The following is a 16,044-nucleotide window of genomic DNA, read 5'->3' as shown; positions in this document are numbered from 1 at the left end:
CGCCTATGGGTGATGTTCTACTCACGTGACGCGTTCACCTGTCGCGATGTGAGTGGTGATACACGGCGTGGCGCTGTGCATCACCCTGCAATCGGTGTTCGTCTCGTTGGCGCGGGGAAACGACGCGTGTTGCGCCCCGCCATCTGCCCATACCTGACACTGCCTGCGGAAACTCAAGCGCTTCAGTGACTTGCAGCGGTTGCCCTCAAGTTATTCACACCGTTGCAAACAGAATCTGTGGACAACTCCCGCCGGGCGCCGTCGGTCCCGGTGAACAAAAAAAGGGAATAAACGGTATATACTATTTACATCGTTTTTCACAAGGAGGCCACCATGGCAGCACCCAGCACCAAAAAGACAACCAGGAAATCCGCCGCGGCGCCCAAGGAGCTGAACGGCAGTGCAGAGGCCGTCGGCGCTGCCGTCAAAGCCCCAGCCGGCAAGGCTTCGAGCGCTGAAGCGGCCAAGCCGAAAGCGACCCGCGCGAAGCGCGCGACCCCGGTGAAAGCGGCGCCGGTCAGCATCGCCGTGGAGTCGAAGTCGAAGCGCGCGAAGAAGGAAAAGGTCGTCCGCGACAGTTTCACGATGCCGAAATCCGACTACGCGAAGCTCGCGGAACTGAAGCAGAAGTGTCTCGAAGCCGGCGTGGCCGTGAAGAAAAGCGAGCTGCTACGCGCCGGCTTGCTGCTGCTTGCGGCGGCGCCAGCGGACAAGCTGCTCGAGGTGATCGCCGCGGTCGAGACCGTCAAAACGGGCCGTCCCGCCAAGCCTGCGCAGCAGGAAGCGGCGCAATAAGTGGCGCAGAAAGCGGTGCACTAAGTGGCGCGGCGAGTGGGTGTTTTGCGCCCACGAGGCAGCGGGCGCCGCGCCGCCACCGTGCTGGTTTGAGCCCAGAAACGCCCTGGATGAACCCGAAAGGTGAGGGTTTTCGGGAGTGAGGGCGCAGTGATGTTTTTGTGTTCTCCGCGCTCACCTAGACGGGATGCAGCCCTGCGCGGTTCGACAGGTGAGGAAATTCGGGAGCCTTGCGCGCCGGCTGGGACACCCGTCAGGCCTGCTTTGCCCACTCCCGGATGTCGGCAACCGGGGTCTGTCCGAAGTCGTCGCTCAACGTGAAGTCGATCAACCGGGCGGCGCACTGTTCCGGAGACGTCAATTGGCCGCTGCGCTTGAGTTCTTCGAATCGCTCGCGCATCGGGAACTGTTCGACGCCGCTGCCGCGGATTTCCGCCTGCATATTGGTATCGACGACGCCTGGCGCCACGCTGCAGATGCGCAGCGCGCGGTTCGCGTCGAGCACGACGGCGCGCGCGTGATGGTCGAGCGCGGCTTTGGTCGCGCAATAGATGCTCCAGCCCGCGTACGCATTGCGAGCCGCGCCGCTCGAGATATGCACGATGCGCCGGTCGGTTGCCGTGCCGCTCGCCGCTGCCACGGCGCTCGCCAGCATCAACGGCGTGGCCACATTCAGGCCGACCGCCGTTGCGATCGCGCTCGCCTGCTGGCCTTCGATCGGGCCGATCGGCTGCACCGTCCCCGCGTTATTGAACAGCAACACGCTCTGCGCGCCGTCGACGAAACGGCTCAACGCGTCGCCCGCGATCCACTGCGCGACCCGCGACGGGTCGGCCAGGTCGAGTTCCACTTCCGCGAGCATCTGAGGAAAGCGCTGCGCCAGCGTGGCGTTGCGTGAGCGCGAGAGTGCCAATACCGCGATGTTGCGCGTCAGCAGTTGTTCGGCAAGTGCAGCGCCGAGGCCGCGTGTGTGGCCCGTGACGATGGCGCGTGTGATCTGTGAGGTCATGATGGTGGACGGTGGAGGCAAATACGGCTGCGTATTTTCTCATGATGCGCGGCCGGTCTGCAGCGGCCGGTTCCACAAAACGCTTAACGGCGGGCGCTCCGCTCAGGTTGAACGAAAGCGCTCGCGGTACTGCATTGGCGTGGCGCCGATACGCCGCGTGAAGACGATCCGCATACGATCAGCGGTACCGAATCCGCAGTCGTAAGCAATAGTCTTGAGCGCCGCCGCGCTACTCTCGAGCTGCTTGCGCGCCGCGTCGACCCGCGCGCGCTCGACGAATTCGTGCGGCGTGACATTGGTCTCCTGCACGAATACCCGGGCGAAATTGCGGGCGCTCATGCTCGCGACGTCGGCGAGCTGCTTCACCGTGAAGCTCTCGCCGATATGTTCCATGACGTATGCCTGGACCTTGGCGACCGGCGACGTTTCATCTGCGGGTGCGGTCAGGTACGGACTGAACTGGGACTGCCCGCCTTGCCGCTGTGCAAATACCACGAGGCGCTTCGCCACTGCGAGCGCGGTGCGCGGGCCATGGTCCTCGGCGACGAGCGCGAGCGACAGATCGATCCCCGCCGTCACCCCCGCCGACGTCACGAGCCGTTCGTCACGCAAATAGATCCGGTCGAAGTCGACCCGCGCTTTCGGAAATTGTGCGGCCAGTTGCCCGGCGTGTTGCCAGTGAGTCGTGACGCTGCGTTCGTCGAGCAAGCCCGCATGGCCGAGCGCGAAAGCGCCGGTGCAAATCGACCCGTAGCGCTTGCAATGCGCGGCAACCGTGGAGAGCCAGCTAGTCAGCGGGCCATCGGGGGCGCTGTCGGGCAAGGCGGGACCGCCGGCTACCAGCGCCAGGTCGAAATCGCGTCGCGCGTGTTCGAAGGTGTCGTCGGCAACCAGCGTCATGCCATTGGAGGCGCGCAATGCGCCCGGCTCGCCGCTCAGCAAGCTCACCTCGTAGTGTTCTTCGAGAGGCAGAAACTGGTTGGCTTCGGAAAAAACATCGACCGGTCCTGCGACATCGAGTGCCTGCACGCCAGGAAAGATTGCGACGGCGACGGTTGGCATTAAATGACCTCGTTGAAAACAGGCTTGACGCGGGAAGGACGCGCGAATCAGGTGGCGACGGCAGTAGACACGGCGCACCTGGCAGAGTTGAGCGGCTCACCGCAATTGCCTGCGCGCAGGCGCTGACCAATACTGGATGCCACCAACCCGACCTGGAGACACGCCATGGAACAGCATAGCAAACCCTCGAAGCGCGTCATTTCTGCGTTGCCGTCGCCCGTCGTTCAAGACGCGGTTTTGACGCGGCAGGAAAGCCTGCTGGACGAAGCGCTGATGGAAACCTTCCCGGCAAGCGACCCGATCTCGCCCAGCGTCGTCAACTGAATCCTGCCTGACCCCGGTGTGGATGCGCCCGTGGCCCGCTAAAGGCGCGGGCGCTTTCCATTGCATGAGCAAAAGGTGAGGATTTCCAGGCATTTGCATTTCAAGTCAAGCGCATCTTGCGAAGTCAGGACGCCCAGCCGTTGCGTTCCCGAATATCCTCACCTTTGCTGGGCCATTTACACCACCGCGCACGCGCTGCGGCATCAAAGGTGAGGTTTTTCGGGAGCTGGGTGGATGACGCTTCGTGGCGTCGGTTTTGAACCCGGGTTCACGACCCTCGACCATGTTGCGCGGCGATCTCTTGCAGATCGAGATCGTGTTCGAGGATGGTGAGGAGGTCATCGCCGATCATCCCCGATCGATGCATCTTCAACAGTTCCGTGCGCCCTGCGGCGACGGCGGCCAGCACGACGTCATAGTGAGCGATGCGTTCGTCGACGGGGAACTCGGATTCGAGCTGATGCGCTGCGGTGATCCGGGCGCGGTAGCTGTACTGTTCGAGCAGGCGCGGGTGGATGACGCTGCCGTCGGGGCCATGCACAAGCGGTTGAATCGCGGCAAGCTGCGCGGCTTCGAGACGGGCCCACGCCTGCGGCTCGCTCAGATGCTCCGCATCGCGTTCGGACGTGCCTCCTGGATTGACCCAACGGATCAGCGGACCGATCGTCGTGCCCTGGCCCAGCACGGTTACGAGGATCACTGCGAAGGCGGCAACCAGAATCAGGTCGCGGCCGGGCATTGCTTCGGGCAGTGACAGGGCAATCGCCAAGGTGACAACGCCGCGCATACCGGCCCAGCTCGTGATGGTGGCCGAGCGCCAGTCGGGCGATGCACTGTTGCGTCGAAGCAGCTTGCACAGTGCACCGCTGAGTGCCTCGACGCTGAATACCCACACGAAGCGCGACAGCACGACCGCGGCCAGAATCGCCGCCACTGCCGGCGTGTAGGCGATCAATGCGTCGCCGACGCCACCGAGCCGCATGATCACACCACGCAACGACAAGCCGATGAGGATGAACACCAGCGCTTCCATCAGGAAGATCACCACCTGCCAGAAGGCCAGACCGCGCGTACGCACGGCGGCGGAAAAGACCTCATGCTGGTACCAGCCGAGCATCATTCCGCAACTCACGGTGGCGATTACGCCGGAGACCTCGAGCATTTCACCGGCGATATAGCTGATCCATGCCGCGAGCACTGCCGCGGTGATCATCAGATACGCGTCGTCGAGCGCGCGCAACAGCATGACCACCAGGTAACCGATGATAGCCCCCACTGCGACGCCGCCGAGTGCGAGCATCGCAAAGCTCGCGACAGCGTGCTGCATGCTGAACGTGCCGGTCAGCGCCGCGGCGACAGCGAAGCGGAAGAGCACGAGGCCGGCCGCATCGTTCAGCAGGCTTTCGCCTTCGAGCAGCACCATGAGCCGGCGTGGCAGCGCGACACGTTCGAGCACGGCTTTGGCGGCGACGGCATCCGGAGGCGACACGACGGCACCCAGCGCAAAGCACGCGCCCCAAGGCAAGCCAGGCGCGATGTGATGCACGACGACGCCGACCACCAGCGTCGTAAACGCGACAGCGCCGATGGCGAGCAGCAGAATGCCGCCGAGATTGCGCTTGAACTCGGCCCAGACGGAGAAGTAGGCGCCGTCTTGCAGCAGCGGCGGCAGAAACACGACGAGCACCAGCGCAGGATCCAGCATGACGGGGGGCAAACCGGGCACGAAGGCCATCGCCGCGCCGCCGACCAGCAAAGCGGCGGCGGGCGGCAGGCGCAAGCGCTTCGCGATCAGCTGAAGAGCGATCATCGCGATCAGCGACAGCAGGATGAGTTTGAAGGCCGCTACGGAGGACATAGGCTGGGCTCGGCGAGTGCGTTTTGGGTGTACGAACTCGCTTTCTACCATACGGCCAGGGGAGGGCCGCGTGGCGTAGGGCCAGCGCGCTGCCAGGATGTGCATCTGAGGGCGATAGTCGTGCTGCGTCAAACACTTGGTATGGATGTGCGCATGTTGTCCACAGCCTTATGGACAAATTCTGGGGATAAGTAGCGGCCAGAGTGTCGCGCCGGGGCGGCAGCTTTTTGCGCGACCTTATCACCAGCGCATTTGCATCAACCTTCAGGGCGACTCGGGTCGCCCTTGCTGTTTGCAAGTTGCTTGTTCCACTGTGCCGCTGCATATGTCCATGTCCGATTTTCCTCATACGGAGATACGCGACTTCTTGGGAGCATTGTCAGAGGGCGGAGACATTGCTTTATCTCGACATACGATTCCGTACATTTAGGAGTACTCGTATAGGCGGCAGTATCAATTTCCTTAAAAGTGGTTGGACCATGAAAGGCAAAACCAACGATTAAAGGAGAACCATAAAAACGTGGAAACACCACAGCGCAGCGCGGCGTCTCATCCGCCTGTGCGCCACGTCCTCCCTGCTGTTGACCGCTGCTCATGCCAATGCTGCGGATTACAGCCAATGCATGCAGACGTATCAGAAGTCCCTTGGGGTTCCTGGGACCTGAACCTGCGCTATCCAGGTGGCTGGCACGTCACCCATGTCCAGGGGGGATGGCGACACGTACAACAGCATGAACTACTACAACTGTCCCAATGCGGCCGACTGGATTAATGATTACTGCGGCGGCGCGCCGGTTCCTCCTTCGCCGGAAGATACGTGCCCCGTAGCTGACCCGATATTGCCTGCAGAGGGCATTGTTACCCTCTCGGAAACCGACTTTGCGAGCGGCGACGCGCTACCACTTGTCTTTGGACGGACGTATCTTTCCAGGCCCTATGACACTACCCAGACCGCGATGGGCCGTAACTGGGTCAATAACTGGCAGCGAAGACTTGATCTGACAGCGCTCAAGGCGAGCACGCCGCAGATCGTTATTTATCGGGGCAACCAGCGACCGCTGACGTTTAAATGGAACGGTAAGGCATGGGACATGCTGGGCAACCGCGGCCTTACCCTGACGAAGGCTGACGACGGATATTTTTATCTGAAAGACACCTTACTGGGCACGACCGAAGCCTACTCGGTTAATACCGGCGGTCTCTATTCAGAAACGACTCGCACCGGCTCGCTTCGCAAGTTCCAGTTTGATCACCGGGGCCGGATGGTGACGGTCAACGAGTGGCAGGTCGACAACATAGGTCCGGACAGACTGAAAGTCGATCTCCAGTATGACGACAGCGATCGCGTCGTTGCCATGGTGAATCCTTTGGGCAACGCCACGCGGTATGCGTATGACGGCAAGGGGAATCTTGCTTCGGTAACCCATCCCGATGGCACCACGCGCCAGTATCTATACGAGGACGCTCGTTTTCCTCATGCACTGACGGGCGTAAAGGACGAAACCGGGTCGAAGACGGCAGCATGGAACTACGATGCGAACGCACGAGTGATTTCAGTCAGTCATCCCGACACGATGCGTAATGCATCAATGAGCTATGACCTGTCCGGAAAGACGACACTCAGCGACGCGCGCGGCACAAATACATATAGCTTCAGTTTTCCTGACGCGTGGCGCCCGGGCTCAGTCGCAACGCCGGACGGAACGATATCCCGCGCGTGGGATGCCGCAGGAAATCTGACGCAGAGGGCGACCCCCGACGGGGGCACGAAGTACACGTGGGATAGCGCCAACCGGCCAACAAAGGCGGTTGCGACCGTCGCTGGGAAAGCGACGGTAACGACGATTGCGTACAGCGATGCTAGCTCGCTGCAACCGCATCTGGTCGCTACGCCAGGTAAGGTGCGCGCATTTGTCTATGACGCGCAGGGTAACGTTACGGGCTTTGCCGAGCAGAAGACGACTGACCCGACGGGCGAACAGGGGCTCCAGGCGGCTGGGACGGGTGAACAGATGACGGTCAGCGCCCGGTACGATGGTGGGGGGCGTCTTCTGGCGGCGACGGTCATCCGGAATGGCACGAAGACTGAAGACTGGACCTACACCTACGACACAAGAGGCAACATCGCAACGACACAGGATGCCGTGTCGGGCTGGGCGATGCGAACACTCATTCGAGATGTCGCAAATCGCGCAACGGTTATGGCAGGCAACAGCGGTCAGGCCACCGTCAGTTACGACGCGCGCGGACGCGTGTCTCTTTTCAAGTATGACGAGAAAGCCGGCGCGGTCAACGGCGGAGTCGCTCGCACTCTGGTAGTACGTTATGGCTATGCTGCGAACGGCCCGGTATCGGCACGTGCTGCAACAGTAGCGACGAATGGTGGTGCTCCGCAGTCGATTAGCGACGCCGAACTCGGGGTGTGGCTGAGCAACTGGGAACTCGGTAACGATCCTGTTGCGCCGCCTGCGAATCTGGCAGGGCTTAAGTCCGACGCCGACGCGTTCGTTCCAAAAATCTGCGTTGAATGCTACATGGCGTGGAAAGCGAAGCTGCCCGGGAAGCTTTTCGGCGATGAACTGGGTGAACCACTTCCGCTGTGGAGCGAGTCTACGGAGCTGATGCTGGGCGATCAGGCGCAGGTCCCGTATCCTGTGCTTGTGCCGGACCTGACCGGTTCTGCGAAGAGGTCAACACTTTACAGTGCGTTCTTCGGAGCCAGTACTGGTGTTGGTGGCATCGTTAAATGTGCGAGCAATGGTGACAAGGAGTGGCGCGAGGCAGATTGTCATGTGAAGTATGAATCCGACATGCGTCTTTGCGCGTCTATTGCTTATCCCATGGGCGGCAAGCGGGGCGTCGCGCTGTGCAAACAGCAGGCATTCCTAGACTATCAAGAGTGCAGAGGGTATTAATGGCTATTGATCCACCCCGTTCCGTAGTTCTGAACTACGACCAGGACAGTCAGCGGCTGAATGTGCAGCTAGTTGAACCTGCCAGGCTGGCCCCGATTCTGGCTGGAAAATTTACGGTGCCAATCCTGCTGGATGACTTCGATTTCAGGCTTGACGACGAATTCGCGCGTCGGCTTGGCGTCGCAATGCTCAATGCGATTGCGCTGGGTCAGCCGGGGATCAGGCAATACATGACTGTCACGCAAGAGCCAATCGACAGACCTTCAGAGGAGTAAGTAACTGCCGTTCGGTGCGGTGAGCAAAGAACGTTCAATCGTTGTACCGAGATCACCAGGAACGAACTGGAGCCCGCTCTTCTCCGGGCTGTCTGCTGTCTGCGGCTTCGCAATAGTTCAGCACAATCGTCCAGCGCTTGCGCGAGCTTCGCGGCGCCGCAGTGTGCGGGGAAACACGAGGAAACGGATGTTCGAGAGCGCCCAGGAAGCGGAACGTTTCCCGCAGGTCGCCTGATAAGCCTTATGTGGCGGCCCGCAAATGACAGGGTGTTATTTATCCGCACCCTCATGAACCAAATGTGGGGATAAGTCTGGATGCCTTTGACGCGCGCCTCGAACCCTACCCCCCCAACCCACCCTCAACCGCCTCTTCCTGCGACTGCACCTGCAGCACCGCGTCGCGCTTGTCCAGCAAGTGCTGTCGCAGGATCGCGCTCAAACGCTTGCCGTCGTGCGCTTCGAGCGCCTCCAGCATTTCACCGTGATCGTGAATGGCGCGATCCCATTTGGGCGTCTGGAAGTTCGAGCGAAACCGCAAGGCCTGCAATCGTCGGTTCACCGAAATATACATCTGCCGCAACGCCGAGTTGCGCGCCGCTTCGTTGATCTTGTCGTGGATCGCCTGATTGCGGCTGTAGTAACCCGCCAGATCGTTTTGCGCGCGGCACGCGAGCATCGCGTAGTGCAGCGCCTTGATCTCGGCGAGTTCCACCGGCGTGATCCGCTCGGCCGCCAGTTCGCCTGAAAAGGCTTCGAGCCCGCTCATCAGTTCGAAGGTCTCGCGCAATTCCGCCTCGGACATCTTCGACACCGACGCGCCGCGATTCGGCCAGATCTCGATCAGACCTTCCGCTGCCAGCACCTTCAACGCCTCGCGCAGCGGCGTGCGCGAAATACCGAGCGTTTCGCACAACTCCCGCTCGTTCAGTTTCTTGCCCGGCTCCAGCACCCCTTCGACGATGAAGGTCCGAATGTGCTCGACCACAGTGTCGTGCAGACGCTGCCGCTCGACTTTCGGCATCAGCGGGGTCGCGGCGATGCCCACGTCAATATCCGAATTTTGCATACAAAGCCCTTAACTTACATTGAAAGCGATTTTATCGGAACCTGACCGAATAGTTAACAACACGGGTAAACACCTGTCCCATCTCATCATTTTTGACTTGGGGCGGTCACCGATCATCTGATATAGTTTTTTGCATGCAAAATTCAATCGGAGATCACCCATGCTCAAGTTAGATTTTCATCCCGCCGGCCGCCACTTCCTGCAGATCCCGGGGCCGAGCCCGGTTCCCGACCGCATTCTGCGTGCGATGAGCTATCCGACCATCGACCATCGCGGTCCGGAGTTCGCCGTGCTTGGCCTGAAGGTGCTTGAAGGCATCAAGAAAGTCTTCAAGACCCAACATCCGGTGGTGATTTATCCGGCCTCCGGGACGGGCGCATGGGAAGCCGCATTGTCGAACACGCTGAGCCCGGGCGACACCGTCCTGATGTACGAGACGGGGCACTTTGCGACCCTGTGGAAGAAGATGGCCGAAAGCCTTGGGCTGAAGCCGGAGTTTATCGGCCTGCCGGGCATCGAAGGATGGCGCCGCGGCGTACAGCCGCAGATGATCGAAGCGCGTCTGAAGGAAGACACGCAGCATGCCATCAAGGCGGTCTGCGTCGTCCACAACGAGACGTCCACGGGCGTCACCTCGGATATCGCCGCCGTGCGCCGCGCAATCGACGCAGCCGGCCACCCGGCGCTGCTGCTGGTCGACTCCATTTCGGGTCTCGCCTGCGCCGATTATCGCCATGACGAATGGGGCGTCGACGTCACCGTGTCCGGCTCGCAGAAGGGTTTGATGCTGCCGCCGGGCATCAGCTTCAACGCGGTGTCGCCGAAGGCCATTGCCGCCAGCAAGCAGGCGAAGCTGCCGCGCAGTTTCTGGGACTGGACCGACATCATCGAAATGAACAAGTCCGGCTACTGGCCGTACACGCCGAACACGAACCTGCTGTACGGCCTGTCGGAAGCGCTCGAGATGATTCTCGACGAAGGGCTCGACAACGTCTTCGCACGTCACGACCGCCTCGCCGAAGCGGCTCGCCGCGCGGTGCGCGCCTGGGGCCTCGAGATCCAGTGCGCCGATCCGGCCGTCTATAGCCCGGTGCTGACCGGCGTGATGATGCCCGAAGGCATCGACGCCGACGCGGTGCGCAAAACCATCTACGAACGCTTCGACATGTCGCTCGGCACGGGCCTCGGCAAGATGAGAGGCCGCATGTTCCGCATTGGTCACCTCGGCGACTGCAACGATCTCACATTGCTGGCCACGCTCGCCGGCTGCGAAATGGGTCTGCAACTGGCAGGCGTACCGCTTGCAGCGAGCGGCTTGCCGGCAGCAATGGAGTGGTTGACCGCGCAGGCGCACAAGGCTTCGCTGAAGGCGGCTGCGTAAGGAAATAATTAAAGAAGCCCTTAAGAAAAATAGGGGCGCAGACGTAAATGGGAGAAGGCAGGCCCTTCTCCCGACATGCTTCGCCAGGACGTAGGCAACCAACGACACGCTACGTCCGTGCAGTACATGCTTGGGGACTCACGACGCAGCGCGCTATCCGAGGCGCGCGGTCGACCAGCAACGGAGACAGACAATGAAGCGGTTCCGTGTGACCAGTGCGAGCAGTATTGTCCTAGTGATGCTCTGCATCATGTACTTCATCACCTACCTTGACCGGGTCAACGTCAGCACCGCAGCAGCGGGCTTCGGCAAGGAATTCCATCTCTCGCATACACAGGTCGGTCTGGTTTTCTCCGCGTTCGCGTACCCGTACCTGATCTTTCAGGTGATTGGCGGCTGGGTCAGCGACCGCTTCGGCGCGAAACGCACGCTGATTGCGTGCGGCGCCATCTGGGCGTTGGGTACCGTCCTCACCGGTTTCGCAGGCGGCCTCGTCTCGCTGCTAGGCGCACGTCTGCTGCTGGGTTTCGGCGAGGGCGCAACCTTTCCGGCGGCGACCGCCGCCATGGCGCGCTGGATCGCGAAGGAAAAGCGCGGCTTCGCGCAAGGCATCACGCATGCGGCTTCGCGCATCGGCAATGCCGTGGCGCCAGGCGTGATCGTGCTCGTGATGGCCACGTGGGGCTGGCGTGAATCGTTCTATATCTGCGGTGCGTTCAGCCTGCTGTGGGTCGTGGTGTGGGCGCTCACCTTCACCGAGCATCCGCAGGATCATCCGCGCATCACCGAAGACGAAATCGCCGTGCTGCCGCAACCGAAACCCAAGGGCGCGAAGGTGCCGTGGAAAGCGCTGTTTCGCCGCATGGCGCCGGTCACCGTGGTCTACTTCTGCTACGGCTGGACGCTGTGGCTGTTCCTGAGCTGGATTCCGCAATACTTCCTGCACAGCTATCACCTCGATCTGCAGAAGTCGGCCATCTTCGCCTCGACGGTGTTCTTTGCCGGCGTGCTCGGCGATACCCTCGGCGGCATCGTCACGGACAAGATCTACACGCGCACCGGCAGCCTCAAGCGTGCGCGCAGCTGGATGGTGTCGCTGTGCATGTTGTGCACGCTCGCCGTACTGGTGCCGCTGATGTTTGCGCACAACCTCTATGTGTCGATGGCGTGCCTGTCCGCCGGCTTCTTCTTTGCCGAAATGACGATTGGTCCGATGTGGGCCATTCCGATGGACATCGCCCCCGAATACTCCGGCACCGCGAGCGGCATGATGAACACCGGCTCGGCTCTGGCGGCGATCATTTCGCCGGTCGTCGGCGGCTTGCTGATCGACCGCTTCGGTAGCTGGGAATTGCCGTTCGTCGGCAGCATGCTGCTGATGGCGGTCGGTGTGGTGCTCGCCTTCCGCATGCAGCCGGAAAGCCGCTTCGAACTCCAGGCCACGCCGGACGCTCATCCTGTCACGGGCGTCAACGCGTGACCCGCGCATGCAGTTCGCTCCTCATCCGTTACTCCAGACAATGACCCGCAATACAGATACTTCGATATTGAGCCAACAGCTCGCCGCCGCGCGGCGCGATCAGCAGACGCTCGACAGCCTGACGCCGGAACTGACACCGGCCGACGCCGACGCCGCGTATGCGATCCAGCATGAGATCCTGCGCCTGTCGCGGGCGCGGATCGGCGGCTGGAAGATCGGCGCAAAGTCTCCGACCGGCGCCATTCAGGGCGCGCCGTTGCCCGCGGCGGATGTCTTTCCCGACGGCGTCAAGCTGCCGCACGCCGCCTATACGCCGCTCGGACTCGAGCTGGAGATCGCATTTCGCTTTGGCCGCCGCTTCGAGCCGGCGAGCGAGCCGTATAGCGAAGCCGAAGTGCTGGCGGGGATTGCATCGTTCGGAGCAGCTGTGGAAATCGTCGCGAGCCGCTACGCGGAATGGCCGAACGTCGACAAATTCGCGCAGCTCGCCGATCTGCAAAACAACGGCGCGCTGATCGTAGGCGAGTTCGCGCCGTATCAGGACGACTTTCCGTTTCTCGCGCCGTCGCTGCGTTTCAGTTTCGAAGGACGCGACGTGGTGCTGGCCAGCACGCCCAGCAACCCCGCGGGCGATCCGCGCCGCCTGCTGCCGTGGATCGTGAATCACTGCGCGGTCTATCACGGCCTCGCGGTCACCCCGGAAATGGTGATGACGACCGGTTCGTACACCGGCATGTTCTTTCCGCAAAGCGCAGGCACCGCGAGCGGACGCATCGAGGGGCTCGCCCCCATCAGCGTGACGCTTTTCTAGAGATTTCTTCGGGTTGCCGATATGTCGAACGCCGCTTCTCCCTTACTCGTCAAACCCATCCATCTGGTGCCGTCCACCGCGCGCCTGCTGACGCCGCTCGCTAACCGCCTGCGTGAGGCGCTGCGCGGCGACGTGCTGTTCGACGCGGCCAGCCGCGGCCGCTACGCGACGGACGCGTCGATCTATCAGATCACGCCGATCGGCGTCGTCGTGCCGCGCGATCAGGACGATCTGCGCATCGCGCTCGAACTGGCGCGCAGCGAGAAGGTGCCGTTGCTGGCACGCGGCGCGGGCACGAGCCAATGTGGGCAGACCGTGGGCGAAGCGCTGGTGATCGACACCAGCAAGTGGCTGAACAATATTGTCTCTTTCGATCCTGAAGCACGCACGGTGACGGTCGAGCCGGGCGTGGTGCTCGATCATCTGAATGCGTGGCTCAAGCCCCACGGCCTGTGGTTTCCGGTGGATGTGTCGACGGCCGCGCAATGCACGATTGGCGGGATGGCCGGCAACAACTCATGCGGCTCGCGCTCGATCGAATACGGCAACATGGTGCACAACGTCGAGGCCATCGACGCGATCCTCGCGGACGGCAGCGAAGCGCGCTTCGCCTCGCTGCGCGACGAGCCGCAAGGCAAGCGCCTGCAGGAGATCGTGGAAGGCGTGAAACGCATTGCCTTGCGCGAGCGCGATGAAATCGCTGCACGCGTGCCGAAGGTGCTGCGGCGCGTGGCGGGCTACAACATTGACGTGTTCGATTGCCAGAATCCGCGCGCGTATACCGATGACGGCATTGCAAACCTGTCGCATCTGCTGGTCGGCTCGGAAGGCACGCTGGCATTTAGCCGGCAGTTGACGCTCAAGCTTGCGCCGTTGCCCGCCCACAAGACGCTCGGCGTGGTCAACTTCCCGACCTTCTGGCAGGCGATGGATCTGACGCAGCACATCGTCAAGCTGCAGCCGGTGGCGGTGGAACTGGTCGACCGCACGATGATCGATCTGGCCATCAGCAATCCGGCGTTTCGTCCGGTCATCGAGAAGGCTCTGGTGGGACGTCCCGAAGCGATCCTGCTGGTGGAATTCGCCGGCGAGAATCGCGACGCGCAGGTTGCGTCGCTAAAGCAGCTGACCGAGCTGATGGCCGATCTGGGTCTGCCCGGTTCAGTCGTGCAGATGCCGGACGCAAACGAACAAAAGGCCTTGTGGGAAGTGCGCAAGGCGGGCCTCAACATCATGATGAGCATGAAGGGCGACGGCAAGCCGGTGTCCTTCATCGAAGATTGTGCGGTGCCGCTCGAACACCTCGCGGAATACACGAGCAAGCTGACCGAGGTGTTCCACCGCCACGGCACCGAAGGCACCTGGTATGCACACGCGAGCGTCGGCACGCTGCACGTGCGGCCGATTCTCGACATGCGCCGCGACGGCGCGGGCAAGATGCGCGCGATTGCCGAAGAAGCGGCGGCGCTGGTGCGGGAGTACAAGGGCGCTTATTCCGGCGAACACGGCGACGGCTTGTGCCGCGGCGAATGGGTGGCGTGGCAATACGGCCCGCGTCTGAATCAGGCGTTCAGCGAAATCAAAACGCTCTTCGATCCGGACAACCGCTTCAATCCGGACAAGATCGTGCGTCCACCGAAGATGGATGACGCGAGCAATTTCCGCTTTGCGCCAGGCTACAAGGAACGTGCGCTGCAGACCGCGCTGGACTGGTCGGCCTGGAACGTCACACGCGATCCGCTCACCGGACAGGAAACGCCGCCGGGCACGGGGCACGATCTTTCGGGTGGCCTCGCGAAGGCCGTCGAGATGTGCAACAACAACGGCCACTGCCGCAAGTTTGACGCGGGCACGATGTGCCCGAGCTATCGCGTGACGAAGGACGAACAGCATGTCACGCGGGGGCGCGCGAATACGTTGCGCCTGGCGATCTCGGGGCAGCTCGGCGAGGACGGACTGGCAAGCGACGACGTCAAGGAAACGCTCGACCTGTGCGTGTCGTGCAAGGGCTGTAAGCGCGATTGCCCCACCGGCGTCGATATGGCGAAGTTCAAGATCGAAGCTCGCGCGGCGCGGGTCAAACGCCATGGGGTGAGCTTGCGTGACAAGCTGGTAGCCTTCATGCCCCGCTATGCGCCGCTCGCGAGCAAGATGCCCGGCGTGATGGCATTGGCCGATAACGTACCGCTACTGTCGAGCTGGTTCAAACGCGCGGTGGGTTTTGCTCCGCAGCGGTCGCTGCCGCGTTTCAGGAAGTCGTTTCTGTCGGGCGTGGGCGGCGCGTCGAAGCCTCGCGCCAATGCACAGGGCGAAGTAAAAGAAGTCCTGCTGTTCGTCGATACGTTCAACAACAACATGGAGCCGGAGAACGCCCGCGCGGCGCATCAGGTGCTGGAGGCGGCCGGCTATACGGTGCACTTCAACACCCGCGAAGGCGAGCGGCCGGTGTGCTGTGGCCGCACATTCCTTGCGGCCGGACTGGTTGAAGAAGCGAAGCAGGAAGCGCGCCGCATGCTGGATACTTTCGCGCCGTTCGTTGCACGGGGCGTGCCGATTGTCGGGCTCGAGCCTTCGTGTTTGCTGTCGTTGCGTGACGAGTTTCTGCACTACGGTTTCGGCGCTGAAGCGCAGCAGCTTTCGAAGTCGGCGTTTTTGTTCGAAGAGTTTCTGGTGCGCGAGCAGAAGGCTGGACGTCTTGGCCTCGAACTCAAAGCGCTGCCGATGCCCAACGCGCTGGTGCATGGCCACTGCCATCAAAAAGCGTTCGATGCCTTCACGCCCGTGCAAACCGTGTTGAAGTGGATTCCGGAGCTGAAGGTATCGACGGTCGAGTCGTCGTGCTGCGGCATGGCGGGCAGCTTCGGCTACGAGGCCGAGCACTATGCGACGTCGCAAGCGATGGCGGAGTTGTCGTTACTGCCGGCCGTGCGCAAGCTGGACAGCGACACGGTGATGGTCGCCGACGGCACCAGCTGCAGGCATCAGATTCACGACGGGGCAGGCGTGGAAGCGATTCACGTGGCGCGGGTGCTGGCGCTGGCGCTGAAGTAGCGCCGCCGCGCGCCGAC

The 16,044-nt window shown here is 62.1% G+C and carries 12 protein-coding genes; 8 read left to right on the top strand and 4 right to left on the bottom strand.

What is annotated here, in order from left to right; genetic code table 11:
• Positions 1 to 333 precede the first annotated feature (333 nt).
• A complete protein-coding gene (locus tag VGH41_RS13900; RefSeq protein ID WP_331598023.1) occupies positions 334 to 795 on the top strand; it encodes a hypothetical protein in 462 nt (153 codons plus the stop codon).
• 253 nt (positions 796 to 1,048) lie between these two features.
• Here the strand turns inward: VGH41_RS13900 and VGH41_RS13895 are convergent, their stop codons facing one another.
• Positions 1,049 to 1,804 (bottom strand): SDR family oxidoreductase, encoded by a 756-nt coding sequence (locus tag VGH41_RS13895; RefSeq protein WP_331598022.1) that lies wholly within the window; start codon positions 1,802 to 1,804, stop codon positions 1,049 to 1,051.
• Between the two features lie 102 nt (positions 1,805 to 1,906).
• Positions 1,907 to 2,866, bottom strand: coding sequence for a GlxA family transcriptional regulator (locus VGH41_RS13890; RefSeq protein ID WP_331598021.1), 960 nt, complete (start codon positions 2,864 to 2,866; stop codon positions 1,907 to 1,909).
• 165 nt (positions 2,867 to 3,031) lie between these two features.
• Here VGH41_RS13890 and VGH41_RS13885 point away from each other — a divergent pair, with 165 nt between their 5' ends.
• Complete coding sequence (locus VGH41_RS13885) at positions 3,032 to 3,190, top strand: hypothetical protein (protein ID WP_331598020.1); 159 nt, start codon at positions 3,032 to 3,034, stop codon at positions 3,188 to 3,190.
• Between the two features lie 268 nt (positions 3,191 to 3,458).
• On the opposite strand, the gene VGH41_RS13880 is transcribed toward VGH41_RS13885, so the two are convergent.
• Positions 3,459 to 5,048 carry a Na+/H+ antiporter gene (locus VGH41_RS13880; RefSeq protein WP_331598019.1) on the bottom strand — a complete coding sequence of 530 codons (1,590 nt, stop codon included), beginning with the start codon at positions 5,046 to 5,048 and terminating at the stop codon, positions 3,459 to 3,461.
• A gap of 731 nt (positions 5,049 to 5,779) precedes the next feature.
• On the opposite strand from VGH41_RS13880, the gene VGH41_RS13875 reads away from it, so the two are divergent.
• On the top strand, positions 5,780 to 7,963 hold the full coding sequence (locus tag VGH41_RS13875; protein WP_331598018.1) for a DUF6531 domain-containing protein: 2,184 nt from the start codon (positions 5,780 to 5,782) through the stop codon (positions 7,961 to 7,963).
• Positions 7,963 to 8,238 carry a hypothetical protein gene (locus VGH41_RS13870; protein ID WP_331598017.1) on the top strand — a complete coding sequence of 92 codons (276 nt, stop codon included), beginning with the start codon at positions 7,963 to 7,965 and terminating at the stop codon, positions 8,236 to 8,238. Before VGH41_RS13875 ends, VGH41_RS13870 begins: the two co-directional genes overlap by 1 nt.
• 340 nt (positions 8,239 to 8,578) lie before the next feature.
• Here VGH41_RS13870 and VGH41_RS13865 read toward each other — a convergent pair whose 3' ends face one another.
• Positions 8,579 to 9,304: a GntR family transcriptional regulator gene (locus tag VGH41_RS13865; protein WP_331598016.1), complete on the bottom strand. Its 726-nt coding sequence runs from the start codon at positions 9,302 to 9,304 to the stop codon at positions 8,579 to 8,581.
• A gap of 160 nt (positions 9,305 to 9,464) precedes the next feature.
• Here VGH41_RS13865 and VGH41_RS13860 point away from each other — a divergent pair, with 160 nt between their 5' ends.
• From VGH41_RS13860 to VGH41_RS13845, 4 genes are all read left to right on the top strand, one after another.
• Entirely contained in the window at positions 9,465 to 10,685 is a 1,221-nt protein-coding gene (locus VGH41_RS13860; RefSeq protein WP_331598015.1) for a pyridoxal-phosphate-dependent aminotransferase family protein, read from the top strand.
• 193 nt (positions 10,686 to 10,878) lie between these two features.
• Positions 10,879 to 12,165, top strand: coding sequence for an MFS transporter (locus VGH41_RS13855; protein WP_331598014.1), 1,287 nt, complete (start codon positions 10,879 to 10,881; stop codon positions 12,163 to 12,165).
• A gap of 40 nt (positions 12,166 to 12,205) precedes the next feature.
• Positions 12,206 to 12,976, top strand: coding sequence for a 2-keto-4-pentenoate hydratase (locus VGH41_RS13850; protein WP_331598013.1), 771 nt, complete (start codon positions 12,206 to 12,208; stop codon positions 12,974 to 12,976).
• A 21-nt stretch (positions 12,977 to 12,997) separates the two neighbouring features.
• On the top strand, positions 12,998 to 16,027 hold the full coding sequence (locus VGH41_RS13845; RefSeq protein WP_331598012.1) for an FAD-binding and (Fe-S)-binding domain-containing protein: 3,030 nt from the start codon (positions 12,998 to 13,000) through the stop codon (positions 16,025 to 16,027).
• Positions 16,028 to 16,044 lie beyond the last annotated feature (17 nt).

Source organism: Paraburkholderia sp., assembly GCF_036488795.1.
Taxonomy (GTDB): domain Bacteria; phylum Pseudomonadota; class Gammaproteobacteria; order Burkholderiales; family Burkholderiaceae; genus Paraburkholderia.
Note: the sequence above shows the minus strand (reverse complement) of the source record. Positions and strands in the feature narration are given on the sequence as shown.